19 protein-coding genes are annotated in these 20,707 nt (G+C 64.4%); 16 read left to right on the top strand and 3 right to left on the bottom strand.

What is annotated here, in order from left to right:
• Positions 1 to 6: 6 nt before the first annotated feature.
• Together AUL36_RS21270 and AUL36_RS21265 are read right to left on the bottom strand one after the other, a co-directional pair.
• On the bottom strand, positions 7 to 453 hold the full coding sequence (locus tag AUL36_RS21270) for a cupin domain-containing protein (protein ID WP_062224029.1): 447 nt from the start codon (positions 451 to 453) through the stop codon (positions 7 to 9).
• Complete coding sequence (locus AUL36_RS21265; protein WP_062224027.1) at positions 450 to 938, bottom strand: DoxX family membrane protein; 489 nt, start codon at positions 936 to 938, stop codon at positions 450 to 452. The genes AUL36_RS21270 and AUL36_RS21265 overlap by 4 nt, the downstream gene beginning before the upstream one ends.
• A 162-nt stretch (positions 939 to 1,100) precedes the next feature.
• Between AUL36_RS21265 and AUL36_RS21260 the strand changes: the two genes are divergently transcribed.
• The 6 genes from AUL36_RS21260 to AUL36_RS21235 all read left to right on the top strand — a co-directional run bounded on the left by AUL36_RS21260 (position 1,101) and on the right by AUL36_RS21235 (position 7,897).
• Positions 1,101 to 2,684, top strand: a complete 1,584-nt coding sequence (locus AUL36_RS21260; protein WP_062224025.1) for a GMC oxidoreductase — start codon at positions 1,101 to 1,103, stop codon at positions 2,682 to 2,684.
• A gap of 145 nt (positions 2,685 to 2,829) precedes the next feature.
• The gene (locus AUL36_RS21255) at positions 2,830 to 3,174 is read left to right on the top strand and encodes a hypothetical protein (protein WP_156418518.1); all 345 of its coding nucleotides are present in this window, start codon (positions 2,830 to 2,832) and stop codon (positions 3,172 to 3,174) included.
• Positions 3,175 to 3,566: 392 nt separating this feature from the next.
• Positions 3,567 to 4,934 carry a PepSY-associated TM helix domain-containing protein gene (locus tag AUL36_RS21250; protein WP_062224021.1) on the top strand — a complete coding sequence of 456 codons (1,368 nt, stop codon included), beginning with the start codon at positions 3,567 to 3,569 and terminating at the stop codon, positions 4,932 to 4,934.
• A gap of 89 nt (positions 4,935 to 5,023) precedes the next feature.
• Positions 5,024 to 5,560, top strand: coding sequence for a copper chaperone PCu(A)C (locus tag AUL36_RS21245; RefSeq protein ID WP_244493589.1), 537 nt, complete (start codon positions 5,024 to 5,026; stop codon positions 5,558 to 5,560).
• Between the two features lie 51 nt (positions 5,561 to 5,611).
• Positions 5,612 to 7,222, top strand: a complete 1,611-nt coding sequence (locus tag AUL36_RS21240) for a copper resistance CopC/CopD family protein (protein ID WP_062224019.1) — start codon at positions 5,612 to 5,614, stop codon at positions 7,220 to 7,222.
• A 54-nt stretch (positions 7,223 to 7,276) separates the two neighbouring features.
• Positions 7,277 to 7,897 (top strand): SCO family protein, encoded by a 621-nt coding sequence (locus AUL36_RS21235; RefSeq protein WP_062224017.1) that lies wholly within the window; start codon positions 7,277 to 7,279, stop codon positions 7,895 to 7,897.
• Between the two features lie 34 nt (positions 7,898 to 7,931).
• Here AUL36_RS21235 and AUL36_RS21230 read toward each other — a convergent pair whose 3' ends face one another.
• The gene (locus tag AUL36_RS21230; protein ID WP_062224015.1) at positions 7,932 to 9,308 is read right to left on the bottom strand and encodes an aminotransferase-like domain-containing protein; all 1,377 of its coding nucleotides are present in this window, start codon (positions 9,306 to 9,308) and stop codon (positions 7,932 to 7,934) included.
• 117 nt (positions 9,309 to 9,425) lie between these two features.
• Here AUL36_RS21230 and AUL36_RS21225 point away from each other — a divergent pair, with 117 nt between their 5' ends.
• From AUL36_RS21225 to AUL36_RS21180, 10 genes are all read left to right on the top strand, one after another.
• Positions 9,426 to 10,286 (top strand): DMT family transporter, encoded by an 861-nt coding sequence (locus AUL36_RS21225; protein WP_062224013.1) that lies wholly within the window; start codon positions 9,426 to 9,428, stop codon positions 10,284 to 10,286.
• Positions 10,287 to 10,434: 148 nt separating this feature from the next.
• Positions 10,435 to 11,580 carry a DNA polymerase IV gene (gene dinB / locus AUL36_RS21220; protein ID WP_082655998.1) on the top strand — a complete coding sequence of 382 codons (1,146 nt, stop codon included), beginning with the start codon at positions 10,435 to 10,437 and terminating at the stop codon, positions 11,578 to 11,580.
• A 333-nt stretch (positions 11,581 to 11,913) separates the two neighbouring features.
• The gene (locus tag AUL36_RS21215) at positions 11,914 to 13,182 is read left to right on the top strand and encodes a polysaccharide biosynthesis/export family protein (protein WP_062224011.1); all 1,269 of its coding nucleotides are present in this window, start codon (positions 11,914 to 11,916) and stop codon (positions 13,180 to 13,182) included.
• Positions 13,183 to 13,278: 96 nt separating this feature from the next.
• On the top strand, positions 13,279 to 14,364 hold the full coding sequence (locus AUL36_RS21210; RefSeq protein ID WP_062224009.1) for a glycosyltransferase family 4 protein: 1,086 nt from the start codon (positions 13,279 to 13,281) through the stop codon (positions 14,362 to 14,364).
• A gap of 137 nt (positions 14,365 to 14,501) precedes the next feature.
• Entirely contained in the window at positions 14,502 to 14,939 is a 438-nt protein-coding gene (locus AUL36_RS21205; RefSeq protein WP_062224007.1) for a curlin, read from the top strand.
• A gap of 119 nt (positions 14,940 to 15,058) precedes the next feature.
• Complete coding sequence (gene csgH / locus AUL36_RS21200) at positions 15,059 to 15,463, top strand: curli-like amyloid fiber formation chaperone CsgH (protein ID WP_058633441.1); 405 nt, start codon at positions 15,059 to 15,061, stop codon at positions 15,461 to 15,463.
• Positions 15,464 to 15,651: 188 nt separating this feature from the next.
• On the top strand, positions 15,652 to 16,065 hold the full coding sequence (locus tag AUL36_RS21195) for a hypothetical protein (RefSeq protein ID WP_062224072.1): 414 nt from the start codon (positions 15,652 to 15,654) through the stop codon (positions 16,063 to 16,065).
• 274 nt (positions 16,066 to 16,339) lie between these two features.
• A complete protein-coding gene (locus tag AUL36_RS21190; RefSeq protein WP_062224005.1) occupies positions 16,340 to 16,900 on the top strand; it encodes a PAS domain-containing protein in 561 nt (186 codons plus the stop codon).
• A 19-nt stretch (positions 16,901 to 16,919) separates the two neighbouring features.
• Entirely contained in the window at positions 16,920 to 20,351 is a 3,432-nt protein-coding gene (locus AUL36_RS21185; protein WP_062224070.1) for a chemotaxis protein CheB, read from the top strand.
• Positions 20,344 to 20,700: a response regulator gene (locus tag AUL36_RS21180; RefSeq protein WP_062224003.1), complete on the top strand. Its 357-nt coding sequence runs from the start codon at positions 20,344 to 20,346 to the stop codon at positions 20,698 to 20,700. The genes AUL36_RS21185 and AUL36_RS21180 overlap by 8 nt, the downstream gene beginning before the upstream one ends.
• Positions 20,701 to 20,707 lie beyond the last annotated feature (7 nt).

Below are 20,707 nucleotides of genomic sequence, written 5' to 3'. Positions count from 1 at the left end.
CCTCCTTCAGCCAAAGCGGCACGGCGTCGTTTCCTCGCGAGCCGTGTCGAACTGCACGACCATAAGCACGGCGGGCTCGTCTCCGACCGTGCCGGACATATGCCCCTTGCGGCCATCCCGTTCGCGAGTGCCCTGATCCTCGCCGAAGGAAATCTCGCCCGGCCCCATTTCCACGCGCGTTCCGTCCATGCTCTCGACATACCAGCGGCCGGACAGCGGGATGATCCATTGCGGCGCGGGGTTCTCGTGCCACGTTCCTTCCCAGCCAACCGGTTGAACCGTGACCATGACCGTCATCCCGTCATGGTGCTTCTCGCCCTGCCATTGCGGCGCGGCAGGCGGCTGCATGCTCTTCAGCTCGAACCGGGTGAGCGCGCAACGCTTCTGGCGGCTGATGCCCTCGTCGTCGGTATAGAGGTGCCAATAGTGAACGTTGGGCTTGTCGTCGCTCAAAACTCAGCTCCTTGCGAAGAGGAATGGGTGATCGAGTAAGGATGGGTGGAAGACAGGGGGTCCGCGAAAAAGCTCCGCGCCCCGCCCGCCTGAAGCCCGAAGGCGATCAGGAGGAAGCCGCCGGCAACCGCGAAATTCTTGAGGAAGTCCCACATGGTCTCGCGCCCCTTGGAGGGACCGCGCAGGCGGAAGTCGGGCGCCTTCCAGAACTGTTTGAACAGGATGGCCGTCACCGCGCAGTAGCCGGCGAGAATGAAGGCCGCGAGCCGATCCGCAATCCCGGTGAGTACGCCGAGCGACATGAGGAGCTCGACGCTGAAACCCACAAGGATCAACGCCTTCGCCAGGTTTCGGTTGGCGGTCGCCTGCCCCGCCTGATCGACGGCAGCGGAAAAGTTCAGGACCTTATCCAGCGCGCTGAAAGGCAAAAACAGGAGGATCAGCGAAAGCCGCGTTGCGAAGACGAAAAGCATGTCGATCGGCATGGCGCGGCGTCTTGTCTCAATCGTTGTGTCCACTGGCTCAAATGCGCCGCGCGACGCCGTCGTTCCCGCCGGCTTTCGTGAAAAAACCTTCATGGAAAAACGCGGGAACGCCGAACGCCTTTCGGTCTTTAGCCGGCACAGGACCCGCAGAAGGAGTGCCTCATGATCGAAGATCGCTATGATGTCATCATCATTGGCTCGGGCCCCGGCGGCGGGACGATGGCCTGGAAACTCGCCCAGACCGGCAAGCGTATCCTTCTCATCGAGCGCGGCGACTATCTGAAACGCGAGCGCGAGAACTGGAGCACGGAAGAGGTTTTTGCCAAAGGGCGCTACCAGGCGGACGAGACTTGGACATCCTCTAGCGGCGAGAGTTTCAAGCCGGGCCTGCATTATTTCGTCGGCGGCAATTCCAAGGTGTACGGCGCGGTGCTCCTGCGGCTGCGCGTCGAGGATTTCGATGCCGTTCGTCACCCCGATGGCATCGCGCCGGAATGGCCGGTGAAATACGATGTTTTCGAGCCCTATTATCAGGCGGCCGAGGAGTTGTTCGAGGTGCGCGGCGCGCGCGGCGAAGATCCGACCGAGCCACCCAGCCCTAAGCCCTACAAGCACGGGGCCATCCGCCACGAGCCCCGCATCCAGGCCTTGTCGGATGCTTGGGCGCAGGAAGGACTGCATCCCTTCCATCTGCCCATGGGCGCGCTTCTGGATCAGGACGAGACGGGCGCGGCGACGCCTCATTCCCCGCTTCTGCGCTGCGACCCGTTCGACGGCTATCCCAGCCTCACCAACGGAAAATCGGACGCGCAGGTCATCTGCGTCGATCCCGCTTTGAAGGCCCATCCCAACCTGACGCTTCTGAAGAACGCCTATGTCGAGCGACTGCTGACCAACCCGGCCGGCACGTCGATCACAGGTGTGGAGACTATCATCGAAGGCCAGCGGCATATCATCCGGAGTGATCTCGTGGTGGCCGCCTGCGGCGCGCTCTCCTCGGCGCTTCTGTTCCTGCGCTCGGCCAGCGACCGGCATCACGATGGCCTCGCCAACCGCTCGGGCCAGGTCGGTCGCAACTATATGCGCCACAACAACGCGACGGTGCTCGCGATCTCGCGCACGCCCAATCCGACCGAGTTCCAGAAAACGCTGGGGCTGAACGATTTCTACCATGCCCATGACAGGTCGCCGCTGAACCCATTCGAATATCCGCTCGGCCATATCCAGATGGTCGGGAAATCCGACGGGATGCAGATCGAAGCCGAGGGATTGCCGGGCTTCCTCCAATGGCTGCCCGAAAAGCCGTTCGACTGGATTGCGCACCATTCGATCGATTTCTGGCTCACCTCGGAAGACCTGCCGCGCCCGGAGAACCGCATCTTCTATCGCAACGGCCAAGTTCATCTCGACCTGACGCAGACCAACATGGAGGGCCATCGCGCGCTTCGTGAGATGCTGCGCACGATCTGCAACAAGGGCGACATTCATCCCCATCTGATGGATCGCAAGCTCTATCTCGGCAAGAACACGCCCATCGGCGGTACGGCCCATCAGGCCGGCACGCTGCGCTTCGGCGAAGACCCGGAGACGGCCGTTCTCGATCTCGACTGCCGAGCCCATGGGATCGACAATCTCTACGTCACCGATGCCAGCTTCTTTCCCTCGATCGGCGCGGTGAATCCAACGCTGACCATCATCGCCAACGCGCTTCGCGTCGCCGATCACATCGCCGCGCGCCTGCGCTAGAAGCGACACTCTGCCCCGGTGGAGTCCGTTTCAGCGGGAAAGCCGTTTCGATCCCCAGCCGACCGTGCTACCACAAGCACACGGTTTGGCGGGGATGCCGGTTTTGGCGCAGAAGACCAGAGGCTCGGGACGGTGGATGGGGCGCGTGATCGCGTTCCTTTTCCTTGTTCACGCAGCCCTGTTCGGCTTCTCGGCCCCCGCTGCCGCCGAATTGATGCCCCGCGATCAGTTCGGCAATGTGCTTTGCCTTTCCGGCGAGATCGCGGACGCCCATAAGGGCCCGGGGCGCGACCACGGTCATGTCCCGCTCAAGTCCTGCTGCTCCGCCAGCTGCGCCATGCACGGCGGCCCACTTCCGCCGTCTACCCTCCTTTCGCGCCTCGTTCGCCAGCCGCTCGTGCTCAGCGTGCCCTTCGTGCTTTACGAGGATGTCGGCTCCGGCGCGGTCGAGACGCCGCGCAAGACACGCGGGCCGCCCCGCCTCGCCTGAGTGATCGGATCGGCCAGCGCTTCGCCAGCCTGCCAGATAGCGTGTTCGCCTGATCACGGCGTCACGTCGGCTCTGGTCTGTCAGCGAGATCGCCGATCGTGCGTCAGGATGCGAGCAGGCTGAAACTTCGCCTATGGAGCGAAGGGGTTCGGCCAACCTCCAGCGGGCACCGTACGGGGTTCGAGCGTGTCGGATCGGGTTAGCGCATAACGGCTCCCGATCGACCGAGACCCGTAAGAGCCCGGCATTCCACGCAATCGTGTCGACTCAAGCGTTCTCAGCCCGGCGTCCGACCCGCAGCGCCACCGCATCCGATCGCCCCATAGTGGCCGCCGGTTTCGGCCGTTGCGCCACCCACCTCGTCCTGTTTTCTCCGTTTCGGAGCCGTCCGAATGTCCGATTTCACAGCCGAAAGTGCGAACGCTCTTCCGCGCACCGGCACCATCACCGATCTCTACCGCGCCGTCTGGCGATGGCATTTCTATGCCGGCCTGTTCGTCCTGCCATTTCTGATCACGCTCTCGATCACGGGCGGGCTTTATCTCTTCCGCAACGAGATCGACGGGATCGTCCATGCCGATCTGAAGCATGTCGAAATGCCGTTGGGAGCCTCTCCCACCGAGCCGAGCCGCATGGTCGATGCGGCGCTCGCCGCCTATCCCGGCACGGCCGTCAAATATACCGATCCCGTCACGCCGGACGCCTCCGCCGAAGTGACGATCAAGACGCCCGATGGCGGCAAGACCGCCGTTTATGTCGATCCCTATCGGGGAGAGGTTCTGGGCGCCCTGGCTGATCGCGGCACGGTCATGTGGACGGTGCGCTATCTCCACAGCCTGCGCTATTTCGGGCCTGTGGCGCGCGGGCTGATCGAGATCGCCGCCGGTTGGGCGATCGTGTTGGTGGCGACCGGCCTGTTTCTCTGGTGGCCTCGCGGCCAGAAGGGCGGCGTCGTCTCCATCCGCGCGACGCCGGCGAAACGCGTCTTCTGGCGCGACCTTCACGCGGTGACCGGGCTCGTCGTCGGCGGGTTCATCGTCTTCCTCGCCATCACCGGAATGCCGTGGTCGCAGGTCTGGGGCGGCAAGGTCAACCAATGGGCCAACGGCTCGAACTTCGGTTATCCTTCCGGCGTGCGGGTGGACGTGCCCATGTCCGGGCGGAAGCTCGCGCAGGAAGGCCCGACGAGCTGGTCGCTCGAACAGGCTGAAATCCCCACGTCGATGAATGCCGCCAACGACGCGCCGATTGGCCTCGACCGGGCCGTCTCCACCTTTGGGCAGCTGGGCCTGCATCGCGGCTTTGCGGTCAATATCCCGACGAGCGTGACGGGCGTCTACACCGGCTCGGTTTATCCCGCCGATCTCTCGCAGCAGCGCGTCGTCCATCTGGATCAATATAGCGGCCAGCCACTCGTCGACATGAGCTATGCCGATTACGGCCCGCTCGGCCGCTGGCTGGAATGGGGCATCAATGTCCATCTCGGGCAGGAATTCGGGCTCGCCAACCAGCTGTTCCTGCTGGCCGTGTGCGTCGGCAATGTGGTGCTCGCGGTTTCGGCGGGGATCATGTGGTGGAAGCGCCGGCCGAGCCGCTCGTTCGGCGTGCCGCCGCTGCCAAGGGACCGGCGCGTCTTTCGCGGGCTGATCGCGCTTTTGGTCGTGGGCGGTGTCCTGTTTCCCCTCGTCGGCGCCTCGCTGGTCGTGATGCTGGCGATGGACTGGATGTTCACACGCCATCGCCCAAGCCGAGCCGCCTAAGCTCTTTCCACGCTGCCGGGGCAGCCTTGCCGCCAGCCCCATCTATCTCCAGGAGCCTGTCGAAGCTCCGCATTCGAAAGACGGACCTCATGTCGATGACTTCATTCGGTCGCCGGATTGCCGGCGTGGTGCTGGGCCTCGCCCTTTTCAGCCTGTCACCGCTGGCGGCCTCGGTGCCGGCGGCGGCCCATGGCTTCAAGGTCGGCGCGATCGAGGTCGAGCACCCTTGGAGCCGCGCGACGCCTCCTGGCGCCAAGACGGGCGCTGGATATTTCGTGATGGTGAACTCCGGCGCAGAGCCCGACCGCCTCGTTTCGGCCAGTTCACCAGCGGCGGAAAAAACCGAGATTCATGAAATGTCGATCCAGAACGGCGTCATGAACATGCGCAAGGTCGAGGGCGGCGTCGCCATCCCGGCCAAGGGTTCGGCCGCGCTTTCGCCGGGCGGCTTCCACCTCATGCTCATGGGCCTGAAGGCGCCCTTCAAGGAGGGGCAGATGATCCCGTTGACGCTCACGTTCGAAAAGGCCGGCTCGGTCGAGGTCGAATTGCAGGTCGACAAGATGGGCGCGACGAGCCCGTCCCATGGTGCGAGCGCCGGTGAAGGCGAAGCGCATCAGCATTGATCCCCCGATGCGGCCGGTGCCCCCGGCCGCATCCTCCAGCAGGAACTCCTCATGCGAGATTTCAGACTTGGCGATGCGTTGCAGAGCCTGATCCTCGCCGTGTTTCTGGTGGGGAGCATGGTTCTCGCGGTCTCGTCCGCCGCCTTCGCTCATGCAGGGCTTATGTCGGCCGAGCCGGAAGACGGCGCGCTTCTTCAAAGCGCGCCGAGCGAATTGTCGCTGAGCTTCAGCGAGCCGGTCGCGGCTCTGCGACTGACGCTGGTTCGGCCCAACGGCACGAGCGTCGATCTCCCTTCCAGCATGAAAACAGGCTCACACATCAGGGCACCACTCGACGAGAGGCTCGGCCGGGGCACCCACGCGCTTGTCTGGCGCGTCGTTTCCGCAGACGGGCACCCTGTGACAGGCTCTCTGTCGTTTTCCGTAGAATCAGCCAGCCCGACGCCCGACCTGCCACCGGCGCGCGATATCCTCGTGCTGATGCTCGTCTGGGGCGCCCGCGTTCTTGTCTACATCGCTCTCATTTTCGGTGTCGGCGGCGCGGCGGGGTCCTATCTCGTGGGTACGACATGGGCTGGCAGCCACCGGTTCCTTCCCCTCAGCTTGCTGGTCGGGCTGCTGGCGCTCCCCCTCGCAGTCTTGGCGCAGGGGCTCGATGCGCTGGGCGCGACCCTTTCCGCCGCCTTGAACCTTGCCGTCTGGCAGGCCGGTCTAGGCACCGGCTTCGGGGTCGCAGCGCTGGCCTTCGCCCTGTCCTTCGCCCTGGCGCTCGCGTCCACCCTTCGCCTTCCGCATCGCGTCAGCACATTCCTGAGCGGGCTTGCGCTCATGGCGGGCGGCGTCGCGCTGGCGTCCACCGGCCATGCGGCCGCAGCAGCCCCCCAGGTTCTGACACGTCCAGCCGTCGCGCTTCATGCGTTATCGGCGGCGCTCTGGCTCGGCGCATTGTTTCCGCTCGCCTTGTCCCTGCGTCAGCCGGAAGCGGCGCGGCGGATTGCCTTGTCGCGATTCTCGCGGCGGATCGCTCCGCTTCTGGCCGTTCTGCTGACGTCCGGTGTGTTTCTGGCGGCCGTGCAGGTTGGAACGCTCTCCGCCCTTTGGCAGACCGATTACGGCCGCGTGCTTCTCATCAAGCTGGCCCTGGTCCTGATCCTCTTTTTGATTGCGGCTGATAATCGCTGGCGGCTGACGCAGCCGGCCCTCAAGGGCGACGCGCCAGCGCTCCGTACTCTCTCCCGCCGGCTCGGCTTCGAAATCGCCCTGGGCGTTCTCGTTCTTTGCACCGTTGCCGTCTGGCGCTTCACACCGCCGCCACGCGTCGAGCAGGCAATGGCGGCCGAGCCGATCCCGCTTCATGCCACGGGGGGCATGATCATGGCCGACATCGCCGTTGCGCCCGGTCGCCAAGGGCCTGTGCGGGTGAGCGCGCTTTTGATGACGATCGACTATGGGCCGGTGGATCCGCAGGGCGTCACGTTTCGCTTCTCGCGCGCGCAAGGCGATGCCGAGCCGATCGAAGCGGAGGCCATGCCGCCAGGCGATGGGAGCTGGAGCGCATCCGCCGCCCTCCCCGCATCCGGCCTTTGGCATCTTCAGATCATCGTCCATTCGCGCGATGGAACGCGCGACCGCATCGAAACCGAATTTCGCCTCAAACCCTGATATGACGCCTGATCGGCGTATGCCGCGCCAAGAGCTGCGGGAAAGGACAAAACCATGACCTCGTCCAACGCGAACCGGACCCTTGCCCTTGGCGGCGCCGGTGCCCTCGTGGTCGTGCTTCTCGGGCTGATCGGCTGGATGCTCAGTCAACAGCCGGCGCGGGGCGCGCCCGACGAGCCCTTCACCTTGAGTGACACGCGCGGGGCCAAGGTCGATCAGACGATCTTCAAAGGCCGGCCGTCGATCGTCTATTTCGGCTACACGAACTGCCCCGATGTCTGTCCGACGACGCTGATCGAACTGGCGGATTGGCTGCGCGATCTCGGGCCGGCGGGTCAGTCGATCCAGGCTTTGTTCTTCACGGTGGACCCCGAGCGCGACACGCTCGACGTTCTCGGACCCTATGTCGCCTCGATCTCGGATCGGATCATCGGTATCACCGGCAGCGCGGCCGAGATGGAAAAGGCCTCAAAGGCCTGGATGGTCTACGCGCGCAAGACCGGCGAGGAAGACGGCGACTATCACATGCGCCACTCGACATCGCTGCTGCTCATCGGCGCCAACGGACGGCTCCAGGGCATGATCCCCTACGGCACGCCGAAGGACGAAGCCCTGCGCAAGATTCGCGACGTGCTCCTCCCGCCCTCGACGCGAACGGCCGCGCTCCGCTCTTGAAACCCCTCATCTCCTGCCGCTGCGAATGGCGGTGTCAGATCGGTGCGGAGAGCGTCCGCCGCAACCAGTCCAGAACGGCCGGCGGCATCTGCGTGACATTGAAGCGCATCAGGTCGGGCGCGCCCAAAGACGGGCTGAAGACATTGCCGGGCGCGAGCACGATGCCGTCGCGCAGCGCCGCCTTGGCGAGATCCGTGGCGTCACGCCCGTCCGGCAGGCGGCACCAGAGCGAGAAACCGCCGCGCGGCTGCGTCCAGGGCCGAACGTCCATGGCGTCCAGTTGCGCGCCGACCTCCTTGCGCCGCTTGGCCAGCCGGCCCCGCAGCGCCAGCACATGCTTGTGGTAGCTTCCATCAGCCAGAACGCCCTGCACGATATCGGTCACCAAGGGACTGGGGCCGCCGAAATTCGTCGCGACCTGGAGATCGATCAGCGCCTCGATCCAGTCGGCCCGCGCGGCGATATAGCCGCAGCGGGCTGATGCCGACAGGGTCTTGGAGAAGCTGCCGACCCGGATGACCCGTTCGAGACCGTCCAGCGCGGCCAGACGCGGCGTCGGCTCGGGTTCGAAATCGGCGAAAATATCATCCTCGACGATTGTCACGTCATAGGCCGCGGCGGCCAGCAGCAGGCGATGGAGAACCGCCGGGGATGGCGTCGCCCCGGTCGGATTGTGGATCGCCGAGTTGGTCAGATAGAGCTTCGGCGCATGCTCGCGCGCCAGTTCGGCGAAGCGCTCGGGGTCCGGCCCGCTCGGCGTATAGGGCACGCTCACGACCTTGACCCGATGCGCGCGCATCAAGGCCTGAAAATTGAAGTAGCAGGGATCATCCAGAAGCACCGTATCGCCGGGTTGCAGCAGAAAGCGGCAGACGAGATCGACCGCCTGCGTGCCCGAGACGGCGAGGAGGATTCGATCGGGCTCGATATCCAGCCCCTCCTGGGAGAATTGGCGAGCGAGACTACGGCGCAGCGCGGCTGAACCCCGCGTCATCGCGTAGTCAACGAGGCCGTCCAGCCCACCTTTGGCGACACGGCGCAGCGAGCGCCGAAGCGCCTCGTCCGGCATCCAGTCGGCCGGCAGCCATCCGCAGCCCGGTCGCGCCGTGGCAGCATCCGCATCCAGCGATTGCCGGGATACCCAGAGCGGATCGACCGCACGTTCGAGATCCGGCCTCGGCTCCTGAAGCGCAAAGGGTGTGGACGCGCCCGCGACATAGAAGCCAGACCCCGGCCGCGAGCGGATCGCGCCCTCCGCCACCAGACGATCATAGGCCTCGACCACCGTGGACGGCGACACACCCATCGCGATGGCATGACGGCGGACCGACGGCAGTCTCTCGCCGGCCATCAATTGGCCCGAGGCAATACGGCGCCTGACATCGTCCACCAGCTCGTCAGTCCGCGTCATGCCACACCCCGTCCATCGTACGCTCAGAGGAGCCATACAGTTTGATGCGGTTAGAGAAAATCGTATCTCCCACGAAACTTCCTTTTTGATCATACGAATTCTTCAAGTGGAGGTCGTATGAAACAGTTCGGTTCGGGTTGGGGCAGCGGTCTGCTTGGCGTCATCATCTTCAGCGGTTCGCTGCCGGCGACTCGCGTGGCCGTGGGCGGCTTCTCGCCGCTCTTCCTCACTTCGTCCCGCGCGGTGATCGCCGGATGTCTCGCGGCCTTGGTGCTTTTCATCTCTCGTCAGCGACGTCCGACACAGGCTGAGATCGCCCGCCTCGCGATCGTCGCGGGCGGTGTCGTCCTGGGTTTCCCCCTCCTGACGGCGCTTGCGCTTCGTCAGATGACGTCGGCCCATTCGATCGTCTTCATCGGGCTTCTCCCGCTGGCGACGGCTCTATTTGGAGTCCTGCGGGGCGGAGAGCGGCCGCGCGCGCCGTTCTGGATATTCTCGATTGTCGGCGCTCTATCGGTCGCGGGGTTCGCCTTGCTGCAACCGGGCGAAGGCTCGGGCTTCGGGGATGCTCTGATGTTGGCCGCGATCCTGCTGTGCAGCCTCGGCTATGCCGAAGGCGCGGTGCTGACGCGACAAATGGGCGGCTGGCAGGTCATTTCCTGGGCCTTGCTCGTGGCCCTGCCCGCCATGGCGCTTCTGAGCTTGGCAACGCTGCCGAAGACATTCGACGACGTTCCGGCCGTTGCCTGGGCCGGGCTCTTCTATGTCTCCGTGTTCAGCATGCTGATCGGCTTCGTCTTCTGGTATCGTGGCTTGGCGCTGGGCGGTATCGCAGGGGTGGGCCAGTTGCAGCTTCTGCAACCCTTTTTCGGCCTTGCGCTGGCGGGTCTCCTGTTGGGCGAGCCCGTCGCTTGGAGCATGATCGCGTCCACAGCTCTGGTCGTCGCCTGCGTGGCCGGCGCGCGGCGCTACGCCTGAGATCCCACAAGTTCCTCCTTTGTTCCAGACACGAAACGCGCTACGTCTGACGAGAGGCGCGTTGAGTCGGACCCATCCGTCACGCGTTGCCTCGCGAACGAAGGCGGTCGAGTTGCACGTGGCGCAGGCAGAGGACAAGCACGAAGGCATGCGAGGCGACGCCGTTGCGCTCGCGTCCGGTCCTGTCGCCGGCAGGGACGCGCTGGAACCCTCGCCCTATGCGCGCAAGATCATCCATATCGACATGGACGCCTTCTACGCCTCGGTGGAGCAGCGCGACGACCCTTCGCTGCGCGGCCGGCCGGTGGCGGTGGGCGGCTCGCGTGAGCGCGGCGTGGTGGCAGCCGCCAGTTACGAGGCGCGCACTTTTGGTGTGCGCTCGGCCATGCCCTCCGTCACGGCTCGGCGCAAATGCCCCGACCTCGTTTTCGTGAAGCCGCGTTTCGACGTCTACAAAGCGGTCTCGAGCCAGATTCGCGCGATCTTCGCCGAACACACGCCGGTCATCGAGCCTCTTTCATTGGACGAGGCCTATCTCGACGTCACCGAAAACTTGCAGGGCATCCGATCGGCAACCATGATCGCCGAGTTGATCCGGGTGCGGATCCGAGAGGTGACGGGGCTGACGGCCTCCGCCGGCGTGTCCTACAACAAGTTCCTCGCCAAGCTCGCCTCCGACCACCGCAAGCCGGACGGGCTCTTTGTCATCACGCCCGCTACTGGCGCGGAATTCGTCGAGGCGCTGCCGGTCGGTCGCTTTCACGGCGTCGGTCCCGCGACCGCAGCCAAAATGGAGCGGCTCGGCATTCGCACCGGAGCCGACCTTCGCGATTGTCCACTCGCCTTCCTTCAGGAGCATTTCGGCAAAAGCGGCCCTTATTATTTCGGCATCTCGCGGGGCATCGATCAGCGTCCGGTACGGGCCGACCGCATCAGAAAGTCGGTCGGCGCCGAAAACACCTTCGCGGCCGATCTCTTCCAGACGGACGAGATGCGGGCCGCTCTGGAGCCGATCCTCGATAAGGTCTGGCGCGCATGCGAAAGCTCCGGTTTTCGCGGGCGAACCGTCACGCTCAAGATCAAATATGCCGACTTCCGGCAGATCACCCGCAGCCAGTCCGTCCTGCTGCCGGTGGCCAGCAGGTCCGAAATGGAGGGTATCGCCTTTCGGCTGCTTCATGACCGCCCGCTGGATTCGCGCGGCGTGCGCCTACTCGGCGTTTCCTTGTCCGCGCTGACGGGCAGCGACGCACCCGGCGAAGCCGGTGCGGCGCAATTCGCGCTCCCGTTCTGACAGTCGTCGTTTGACCGCAAAGTCGCGTCAAAGCTTGGCGTTCGAACAACTATCCGAATGACGCCCTCTCGCTCGTTGCACGCAACGAGGCACGGGGGCAGTAGAAGGCGGACACCCAGTCAATTGAACCAAATTCTTCCTATGTTGCGGGTCTTTTCGACACGACATATTCGCCGATGTTAGTGATGAAACGCGTTTTTGGGCTGGCGTGGTGCTCGGCCTCTTGGAATTGTGTTAAGGGCGGACAAAACCTACGATAAGGAAGCACCCTTGGTTCTTCCGCCATCCGGCATTCGGCGAGGCTGGACTCGCGTGATTCGACGAAAGATGAGAATGGCCCGTTCCGGTCTCCTGAAGATTGCCTCCTTGACGCTCGCGCTCGGGCTCGCCTCCACATCGCTCGGCGCAGCGCGGGCGGCGGATTTCAACGCGCTCGATACGGTCTCGATCAAGGTGACGGAATGGCTGCCCGCACGAGGCGAATATCGCGAGTGGTCGGCGCTCAGCGGCAATTACGCCGTCAGCGCCAATCTGACGATCTCTATCCCTTTTCTGGGCGAAGTGTCGCTGGCCGATCTCGATCGTGACACGCTCTCGGCGCGCATTTCTGCCAAGTTGCAGGAGCGCATGAGCCTGCCGGAGGCGCCTGATGTGCAGGTTCAGATCACGCAACGCGCGCCGATCTATATTCTGGGCGCCGTCGCGACGCCGGGCTCGGTTCCCTACGTGCCGGGCATGACCGTTCGTCAGGCGATCGCGCTGGCCGGCGGCCTGTTCCGAGGCGCGGGCGTCGAAATGCGGCTGGAGCGGGACGCGATCACCACAGCCGGAACACTGGACGACGCGCGCGATCGCGCCAACCGTCTGCGCGCCAAGATCCATCGTCTCGAACAGGAGATCGGCGCGGAAGGCGTGACGTCCGAGAAGACGGAATCCGTCGAGGGTATTCCAGCCGATCTTCTAAGCGAGGAAGAGTCGATCCGTGAGACGCGCGCGCAGGTGCGCCAGTCCCGCATCAAGAGCTTCCAGGATCGGCGCGATCTGGCGCGGGACCAGATCAAGACCTTTGCCGATATGAAGACCAATCTCGACCGGCAGATCGAGCTGACGCGCAACGAGTTGAAGGACGTGAACAAGCTTGTGGATAGAGGTCTGGCCGTCGCCGGACGCTCGACTGGGCTGGAGCGGACGCTGACCGATCTCGAAAGCCGTCGGCTCGATCTCGACCTCGGCACGTTGAACGCCAACCTCGCGGTCAACGAAAGCGAGCGCGGCATTCTGGATGTCGATACGTCCTTCCGCATCGATACGTCCAACGAGTTGCAGACGACGCGCGCCGAACTGGATAAGGCCCAGCGCGATATTCGCGTCGCGGGCGATCTGCTGCGCGAGGCGACGCTGATCGCCCCCAGCAACGCGATCGAGCGCAATGGCGATCTGGCGGTCAATCTCGAGGTCTACCGCACGCCCTGGGGCGGGCAGCCCGTCCGGATCGATCTCGACGCACCGCTCGCCAGCCGCGACACGATCGAAATTCGTTTGGACACCAACCGGGGGCGCACATCCTCGGTTCGCGCCGAAGCGCAGACCGCCACCCCTTGAACGCGGGCGGAAGCATTCGCGGAACGGGCGAGGCCTGAGCCTCTCCCGCCAATCGGCGCGCCTGCTCGAGGCTGCGCGGCAAGGGTATGACACGCTATGATCGACATCGCTCTCAACGGACGCTTCCTGACGCGCCAGCCGACCGGCGTCGATCGCGTGGCGGAGGAAATCATCCTGGCGCTCGACGAACTTCTGGAGCGTAAAGGGAGCGACCATCCGCCCTTTCGTGCCGAGCTTCTCGTCCCTCCCTCGCAGGAGCGAAGCCTGCCGCTGAAGCACATCGGGACGCGCATCGTCGGCAAGCGAGGCGGCCACGCATGGGAACAGACCGAACTCTCTTCGGCTGCTGGCCGGCGCTGGCTCGTCAACCTCTGTAACACTGCGCCGGCCCTTCGTCGGCGCAACATGGTGCTGATCCACGACGCGCAGGTTTATCAGACGCCAGAATCCTATTCACGCAGCTTCCGTCTGGTCTATCGCGTGCTGCTTCCTCTGGCCGCTCGGCGTTCTGCCGTGGTCGGCACGGTTTCCGAGTTCTCCAAGGAGATGCTGGAACATTACGGCGTCGCGCCCAAGGGCAAGATCACGGTCTTGCCCAATGGCTGCGATCACATGAACCGCGTCGAGCCGGACGAAACGGCCGTGGAACGCTGGCAGCTTCGCGAGAAGCCGTATTTCATGATGCTGGGCAGCCTCAGCGCTCATAAGAACATTCGCACCGCCCTCGAAGCGGCGGCGGCCGCGGGCATCGAGCGGCTGATCGTGGCAGGTGGCGGCAATCCCCGCGTCTTCGCCCAGTCCTCCCTACCCCAGACGCCCAATTCCGAATTCCTCGGCCGCGTCACCGACGCCGAGTTGAAGACGCTTTACGCCCATGCGCGGGCGCTTCTGTTCCCCTCCTTCTTTGAAGGATTCGGCCTGCCGCCACTGGAAGCCATGAGCTGCGGCTGCCCGGTGATCGCCTCCACCGCGGCCGCCGTTCGCGAGACCTGCGGCGAGGCGGCGCTTTATGCTGACCCACACAAGGTCTCGGATTGGACAGCAGCGATTCGCCGGCTGGATCAGGACGGCGACGAGCGCGCTCGGCTCGCAAACCTCGGCCCGGCGCGCGCGCGCGCGTTCACCTGGGAGGCCGATGCACGCAAGCTTCTGTCCGCGCTGGCGGAGGCCGAAGCTCGCTGAAACGACGGGCTGTCAGCATTCTGCGGCAGCCTGACGAGTGAACGACATCTGAACATGCCCTTCAGGGAGGGTTCCGGCGAGAAGGCGCAGAAAGGGGGCGTGAACAAACGGTTCGCCCTCTTCTGGAGACGCCTCCCATGATCGCCAAGTCCCTTGCCTCCCTCGCCCTCGCTTCGCTGGTCGGCCTCCTCAGTGCCCTGCCCGCTTCGGCCAATGATGTGCGCATCGAGCAATATGGCTGGTCCAACTCGGCCGGCGGCGCGCAGGCCGGCACGCGCAATCGCATCCGGGTCTATCAGCACGGCGGCGCTAACCGCGTGACCGGCCAGCAATATGGCCATGAGAACCTTTCGGCATCGGGACAGGAGGGCTATGGTCATTCGAGCTCGACCTATCAGCGCGGCGAGCGCAACGTGGCGGGTGTCGGTCAGTTCGGCTCCAATCACACCTCGATCCTGACGCAGGACGGCAACGGCAATATCGCCGCTGGCGTGCAGGTCGGTCGCGGTTGCTCGGCCAATGTGGCACAGGGCGGCGGTGGCAATGTCGCGGCCTTCGTGCAGACCTGCGACTAAGCCCTCATTTCCTCCCATCCACCAGCGCGCCCGGCCCAGCCGGGCGCCGGCCTCACGTCCGTTTTTCAGGCTGCAGGTGCTTTCCGGCATCGCGCCATCCAACCGCTAGGGATCGACCGATGCTTCGTTTTTCCTCTCCGTCGCGCCGGACTCTTCTGGCGCTGGGTCTCGTTCTCGCCCCGGCCGCGGCCTGGGCTGCCATGTCCGGCTCGGCCACCCCGAGCGGCGCGCCCGTTCGCTGCGAAATCCGGGCGACGCCTCAAGGGGGGCTTCTGGCGTTGGAAGCGCTTGTCGAAACCGACAAGAGCGTGAGCGGCCGCTATTCCCTAGAGATCGAAGGCTCGGGCAGCGGCGGGGGCACGCAACTGACGCAGGGCGGCCCGTTCGAGACCAAGGCCGGCAAGACGGCGACGCTCGGCTCCGTGACGCTCTCCAGCAAAGGCGCGCTTTATGACGTGTCGCTGGACGTCACGGTCGCGGGAAAGACGATCTCCTGCAATGAGCGTGTGAGCGGCCGGATCTGATTGACCCAAGCCAAGATGTCATGGGACGAAGGCGCCGATTCCGGCGCCTTTTTGCGTTTCGCCCTTCGGTCTGATCGTTCGCCTTCAAAAGGAATGAATGCAATTTGAACGGCGGATTCCGATCCGGTTCAGCGGCCGGATGCGAATCTCTTCTCATCGGCCGGAAGAGCCGGATGGTGGAGATCGACATGAAAACCAGCTCGTTCAAACCCCTCGTGATCGCCCTCGCCTTTGCGGGCCTCGGCCAGGGCCTTTCGACCCTTCCCGCCCAAGCCGGCGGTCAGGTTTCCTGGTCGCTCGCCCCGTCCGATCGGGGAGCCGCAGAGGCGCTTTCGACGGGAATGCGGCTCTACTCCATCGCCCGCGACCTTCGCGGCGGCAATATCGACCAGCGCGGATACGGCAATGCGGCCGGTCTGGCGCAGCGCGGACGGGGCAATATCGGCTTGATCCAGCAGCGCGGCAACGGTCATTCCGGTACGCTTCAGCAAAACGGCAACGACAATGCCTATGCGCTATTTCAGTACGGCAGGAACGCGCGGGACGCGGTTGTTCAGAATGGCAATGGCCAGAGCGGAGCGACCTTCAGTTATGGCTGGTAATGTCGGGATGTCCTGGGCCGGCATGTCCATCGGGGCCGGTAGCCGGGGCGAGCCATTCGGCGGTCGCCCGGGCCAGCTCTCGCGTATTCGTGTGGTTTCACCCCGCCGGCTCACGGACAGATCATGATCGCAGATCAAGGCTGGACGGGTGCTTCGCGTCGGTGAGCCCCAAGCGACTGGCTCGGCTGACCTGACGTATCGATATGCTGACCAAGCTTTCCGATCTGCTTCCAGTCCGCTATGTGCAAAGGCAGATTTGAATGGAAGCCCATCCGTGCCAGCCTTCCCCATCCCGGCCGAACTGAACGAGTATTTCGAGCGCGCGACGATCGCGCTCGCTTTGGCCTCCGCCAGCGGCGACAATCCGCTGGTTCTGGTCAATCGGGCCTTTTCCCAACTCACGGGTTACGATGCAAGCGAGGTGGTCGGGCGCAATTGTCGCTTCCTGCAGCATGAGGCCGAAAACGAGGACGCAAAGGCGCGCATTCATGCGTTTCTGCGCCATCCTCAGCACGACACGGTGCGCTCCTCCATCGTGAACTTCCGCAAGGACGGGCAGCCCTTCATCAATCTTCTCTATATGTCCAAGCTGCGGGAACGTTCGGGCAAGGTGCGCTTCATCTTCGCCTCGCAATATGACGTCAGCCGCTCCCACCCCGACAGGCTCGCCCAATATGACGAGCATCTCAGCGCGGCCTTGAGCCGTCTGAGCCCTGCCCTTGCCGAAAGTGGCCTCGCCCTCGATGGCTCATTGATGGTGATCGCCAACACCGCCTCCACGATTGCGCAAGCCAAATTGACGCTGGCCGATCTTCAGACCGTCGATGGCCTTTGATCGGTCCGAGGCGAATTCGATGAGCAACGACCGCGCGCAGGACCGACGAACCGAGCCCCTCCTCCCGATCGTCGGCATCGGCGCGTCTGCCGGCGGGCTCGAAGCGCTACGCGAGATGCTCTCGGCCGCCCATGCGCCGACCGGCATGACCTTTGTCGTCGTCCAGCATCTCGACCCCAACCATGAAAGCATGTTGGCGCAGCTTCTGGATCGGCACACGGATCTGGAAGTCCTGCAATGCGAGGGCGGCGAGCGGCTTCAAGCCGATAAGGTCTATATCATTCCGCCCGGCCGAGGCCTTGCGATCAGCGAAGGCGTGCTGGAGCTGACCAGCTTCGCGCAGCCGCGCGGCCTGCGCCGGCCGATCGACGACTTCTTCATCTCGCTCGCCAGCGACCAGCAAGGGAACGCGGCCTGCGTGATCCTGTCCGGCACCGGGGCGGACGGGACGACGGGCCTGCGCGCCATCAAGGAGCATGGCGGCGTCTGCGTGGTGCAGGATCCTCAGTCGGCCCGCTACGATGGAATGCCGGTGTCGGCCGTCGGAACGGGCCTCGTGGATTTCGTAAAGCGACCGGGCGAAATCCTGGCTTGCCTGTCGGCCTTCTTCAACCGACGCGGCTTAGACGGCTCCGATGACGAAGCCGAACTCGTCGCCGATCACGTCGATGATCTCTGCCGGGTGCTGCGCACCACGGTCGGACACGACTTCACGGGCTACAAGCGCACGACCTTCGTGCGCCGGGTCGAGCGGCGGATGCATGTTCTCGGCATCAGTTCCGGGCGCGCCTATCTCGCGCGCATTCGCAGCGACGGCGCCGAATGCGAGGCTCTGTTTCGCGATCTCCTGATCAACGTCACGCGCTTTTTCCGCGACCCGGACTTCTTCGAGACGCTGCGCGTGCAGGCGATCGAGCCCTTGATGCGCTCGCGCGACAGCGACGAGGATTTGCGCGTCTGGGTTCCCGGGTGCTCCAGCGGCGAGGAAGCCTACAGTATCGCCATGCTTTTCGCGGAAGCGGCGCGCGTCCTCGGCGTTCCGCTGGCCGTCCAGATCTTCGCGACCGATATCGACGAGCAGATGCTCCAGATCGCACGCGAGGCGTCCTATCCGGCCTCCGCCCTCGCCGATATTCCGATCTCGCTGCGTGAACGCTACACCATGCTTCATGCGGAGCGGTTCACGATCACGGCTGAGATCCGCGATCTCATCCGTTTCTCCAGCCATAGTCTGGTGAAAGACCCGCCCTTCTCGCGGATCGATCTCCTATCCTGCCGCAATCTCCTGATCTACTTCGACGAGCGGCTCCAGCAGTCCGTCCTGCCGCTGTTTCATTATGCCGTGCGGCCGGGTGGGTTTCTGTTCCTGGGACCCTCCGAAAGCGTCGGCCGGTTCGACCAGCTTTTTCCGACGATCGATCATCAGGCACGGATTTTCACGCGCTCGCCGGGTTCCCCAAAATATCCGATCGACCTGCCGAGCGGCTCACGCCGACACGAAACCCGGCGCGGCGACCGAGACGAGCGTCCGGCCGGGCTGACCGTTGCCGACGAGACGATCGCCGTGCGCCGGGTCGTGGATCGCTACGCGCCGCCCAGCATGGTGCTCGATCATGACGGCGGCATCATCGCCGCCTATGGCCGCCTCAGCCGCTATTTCGACTTTCCCGTAACCCGCTCGGGCGGCATCAGCGCCATCACGCTGGCGCGCTCCGGCCTGCGCGAGGTGATCGGGCCGCTGATCCGCCAAGTGCGCGATACGAGAAAGCGTCTCGTGGCGCGTGACATCGACGTCGCCTCCGAATACGGCGTCCAGCCCGTCGAGGTGATCTGCGATCCCCTGCCCGATGCCACACTGCTTCTGGTGGTGCGCGACGCCGGCAGTTTCCGCCCGACCAGCGATCCCGACCTCGTTGAGATGAATGTCGGCGACGATCATATCGAAGTTCTGGAGGACGAGCTCCGGCTGACGCGGCATCGCCTGCGCTCGGCCGTCGAAGAGCTGGAAACGGCGAACGAGGAGTTGAAAAGCTCCAATGAAGAAATGATGTCGATGAACGAGGAGCTCCAATCGACCAACGAAGAGCTTTCGACCGTCAATGACGAGCTGAAGGTCAAGGTCGATCAGCTGACCCTCGCCAATTCCGACCTGCGCAATTTCTACGATTCCACCGAGCTTTCCGTCGTCGTTCTCGACCATCAAATGCGCGTTCGCAGCTTCACCCGCGCCGCGACCTCGATTTTTCCACTTCAGCCGAGCGATCGCGGTCGTCCTCTGGCGGATGTTGCCAGCCAGATCGCCGGCAATGCCTATCTGACGGATGCAAGGCAGGTGGCCGATGGCGGGCCGGTGGTCCAGCGGCGCGTCTCCACGCGCGATGGCCAACGCACCCTGTCGCTACGTGTCATGCCCTATCGCACGCAGACCGGCGCGATCGACGGCGCATCGCTGGTTCTCACCGACATCACCGAGGCCTTGTCGCTGGAGCGTCAGCTCGCGGCCGAGCGGGACCGGCTGGATCTGGCCTTGAAGGCGGGCGGCATCGGCATCTGGGAGTTCACGCCCGCCCTCGACACGTTGAAGCTCGATACGGCAGCCCGAACCATGCTCAGCATGAGCGAGGCCGAATCCCATCGCCTGTCGGATTTGCGCGCGCAGATCGCCATAGACGACTGGCCCATGGTCGCCGAGCGGCTGAATCTGGCGGCGGACGACCTGCAGGATTTCGAGGCGCGGTTTCGCATTCGCGGCGAAGCGGAGCAGTATCGCTGGGTCCGCAGCATCGGGCGCACCGTCACGACACAGGGCGAGCGGCGGATCGTCGGCGTCTCGATCGACGTGACGCCCGAATTCGCCTTGGCGGAAACGCGCGAGCTGATGCTGCGCGAGATGAACCACCGCGTGAAGAACCTCTTCGCCATTATCGGCGGAATGATCTCGGCGGGTGCGCGCACGCACCAGGACACACGCTCCTTCGCGGCCGACATGCGAGAGCGCATCATGGCGCTGGGGCGCGCCCATTCGCTGGCCTCGCCCACCGGCTCCGCCGCCGTTAGCGAGCTGTCCGCCCTCGTCGCGGCAACGCTCTCACCCTACCGGGACCATATCCCGGTGCAGTTCGAAGGGCCTGCTGTCCCGATCAGTTGGCGGCATGTCTCGCCATTGGCGCTCATTCTTCACGAGTGGGCGACGAATTCCGTGAAATACGGCGCGCTGGGCCGTGACAAAGCGTCGCTCTCCGTTAGATGGCAAAGAAGCGAAAACGGCGTCGTGCTCGAGTGGAAAGAATGCATGGACTACGAAAGCGAGCCGTCACAAGGCAATGGCTTCGGTACGCTTCTGATGGAGACGTCCGCCAAGCAGCTGGACGCGGTTCTGGAGCGCCAGTTCGACAGGTCGAGCTTCTGCCTGACGCTGCGCCTGCCCCAGTCGGTGCTGGCCGATGACTAATTCGGTGATGATCGTCGAAGACGAACTCTTCGTCGCGATGGACCTTCAAGACATCATCGAGGATATCGGCCATCATGTGGACGGTCCCTATATGACGGTTCGCGAGGCCTTGGCCGCCATCGATTGCCAATTGCCGACCTGCGCGATTCTGGACGTTCAGCTTCTGGATGGCGAGGTCTATCCGGCGGCGGATCGCCTGAAGGAAGCCAGCATCCCGATCATCTTCCATTCCGGACATGCGGACGAGAAGAAGCTTCTCGCGCGCTATCCCGCCGCCATGGTCTGCGCCAAGCCCTCTTCGCCCGTCTTCCTCAGAGCGGCGATCGAGCGCCTGCTGCAACGCGGCTGACGGCGTC

The organism is Aureimonas sp. D3 (genome assembly GCF_001463805.1).
GTDB classification, from domain to species: Bacteria; Pseudomonadota; Alphaproteobacteria; order Rhizobiales; family Rhizobiaceae; genus Aureimonas; species Aureimonas ureilytica_A.
This window is presented reverse-complemented; position numbering and strand designations above follow the sequence as displayed.

What these genes read in the sequence shown, in the direction of transcription:
- AUL36_RS21265 (WP_062224027.1), bottom strand. Translation starts at nt 938, where the DNA reads ATGCCGATCGACATGCTTTTCGTCTTCGCAACGCGGCTTTCGCTGATC.
- AUL36_RS21260 (WP_062224025.1), top strand. Translation starts at nt 1,101, where the DNA reads ATGATCGAAGATCGCTATGATGTCATCATCATTGGCTCGGGCCCCGGC.
- AUL36_RS21250 (WP_062224021.1), top strand. Translation starts at nt 3,567, where the DNA reads ATGTCCGATTTCACAGCCGAAAGTGCGAACGCTCTTCCGCGCACCGGC.
- AUL36_RS21245 (WP_244493589.1), top strand. Translation starts at nt 5,024, where the DNA reads ATGTCGATGACTTCATTCGGTCGCCGGATTGCCGGCGTGGTGCTGGGC.
- AUL36_RS21240 (WP_062224019.1), top strand. Translation starts at nt 5,612, where the DNA reads ATGCGAGATTTCAGACTTGGCGATGCGTTGCAGAGCCTGATCCTCGCC.
- AUL36_RS21235 (WP_062224017.1), top strand. Translation starts at nt 7,277, where the DNA reads ATGACCTCGTCCAACGCGAACCGGACCCTTGCCCTTGGCGGCGCCGGT.
- AUL36_RS21230 (WP_062224015.1), bottom strand. Translation starts at nt 9,308, where the DNA reads ATGACGCGGACTGACGAGCTGGTGGACGATGTCAGGCGCCGTATTGCC.
- AUL36_RS21225 (WP_062224013.1), top strand. Translation starts at nt 9,426, where the DNA reads ATGAAACAGTTCGGTTCGGGTTGGGGCAGCGGTCTGCTTGGCGTCATC.
- dinB (WP_082655998.1), top strand. Translation starts at nt 10,435, where the DNA reads ATGCGAGGCGACGCCGTTGCGCTCGCGTCCGGTCCTGTCGCCGGCAGG.
- AUL36_RS21215 (WP_062224011.1), top strand. Translation starts at nt 11,914, where the DNA reads ATGGCCCGTTCCGGTCTCCTGAAGATTGCCTCCTTGACGCTCGCGCTC.
- AUL36_RS21210 (WP_062224009.1), top strand. Translation starts at nt 13,279, where the DNA reads ATGATCGACATCGCTCTCAACGGACGCTTCCTGACGCGCCAGCCGACC.
- AUL36_RS21205 (WP_062224007.1), top strand. Translation starts at nt 14,502, where the DNA reads ATGATCGCCAAGTCCCTTGCCTCCCTCGCCCTCGCTTCGCTGGTCGGC.
- csgH (WP_058633441.1), top strand. Translation starts at nt 15,059, where the DNA reads ATGCTTCGTTTTTCCTCTCCGTCGCGCCGGACTCTTCTGGCGCTGGGT.
- AUL36_RS21195 (WP_062224072.1), top strand. Translation starts at nt 15,652, where the DNA reads ATGAAAACCAGCTCGTTCAAACCCCTCGTGATCGCCCTCGCCTTTGCG.
- AUL36_RS21185 (WP_062224070.1), top strand. Translation starts at nt 16,920, where the DNA reads ATGAGCAACGACCGCGCGCAGGACCGACGAACCGAGCCCCTCCTCCCG.
- AUL36_RS21180 (WP_062224003.1), top strand. Translation starts at nt 20,344, where the DNA reads ATGACTAATTCGGTGATGATCGTCGAAGACGAACTCTTCGTCGCGATG.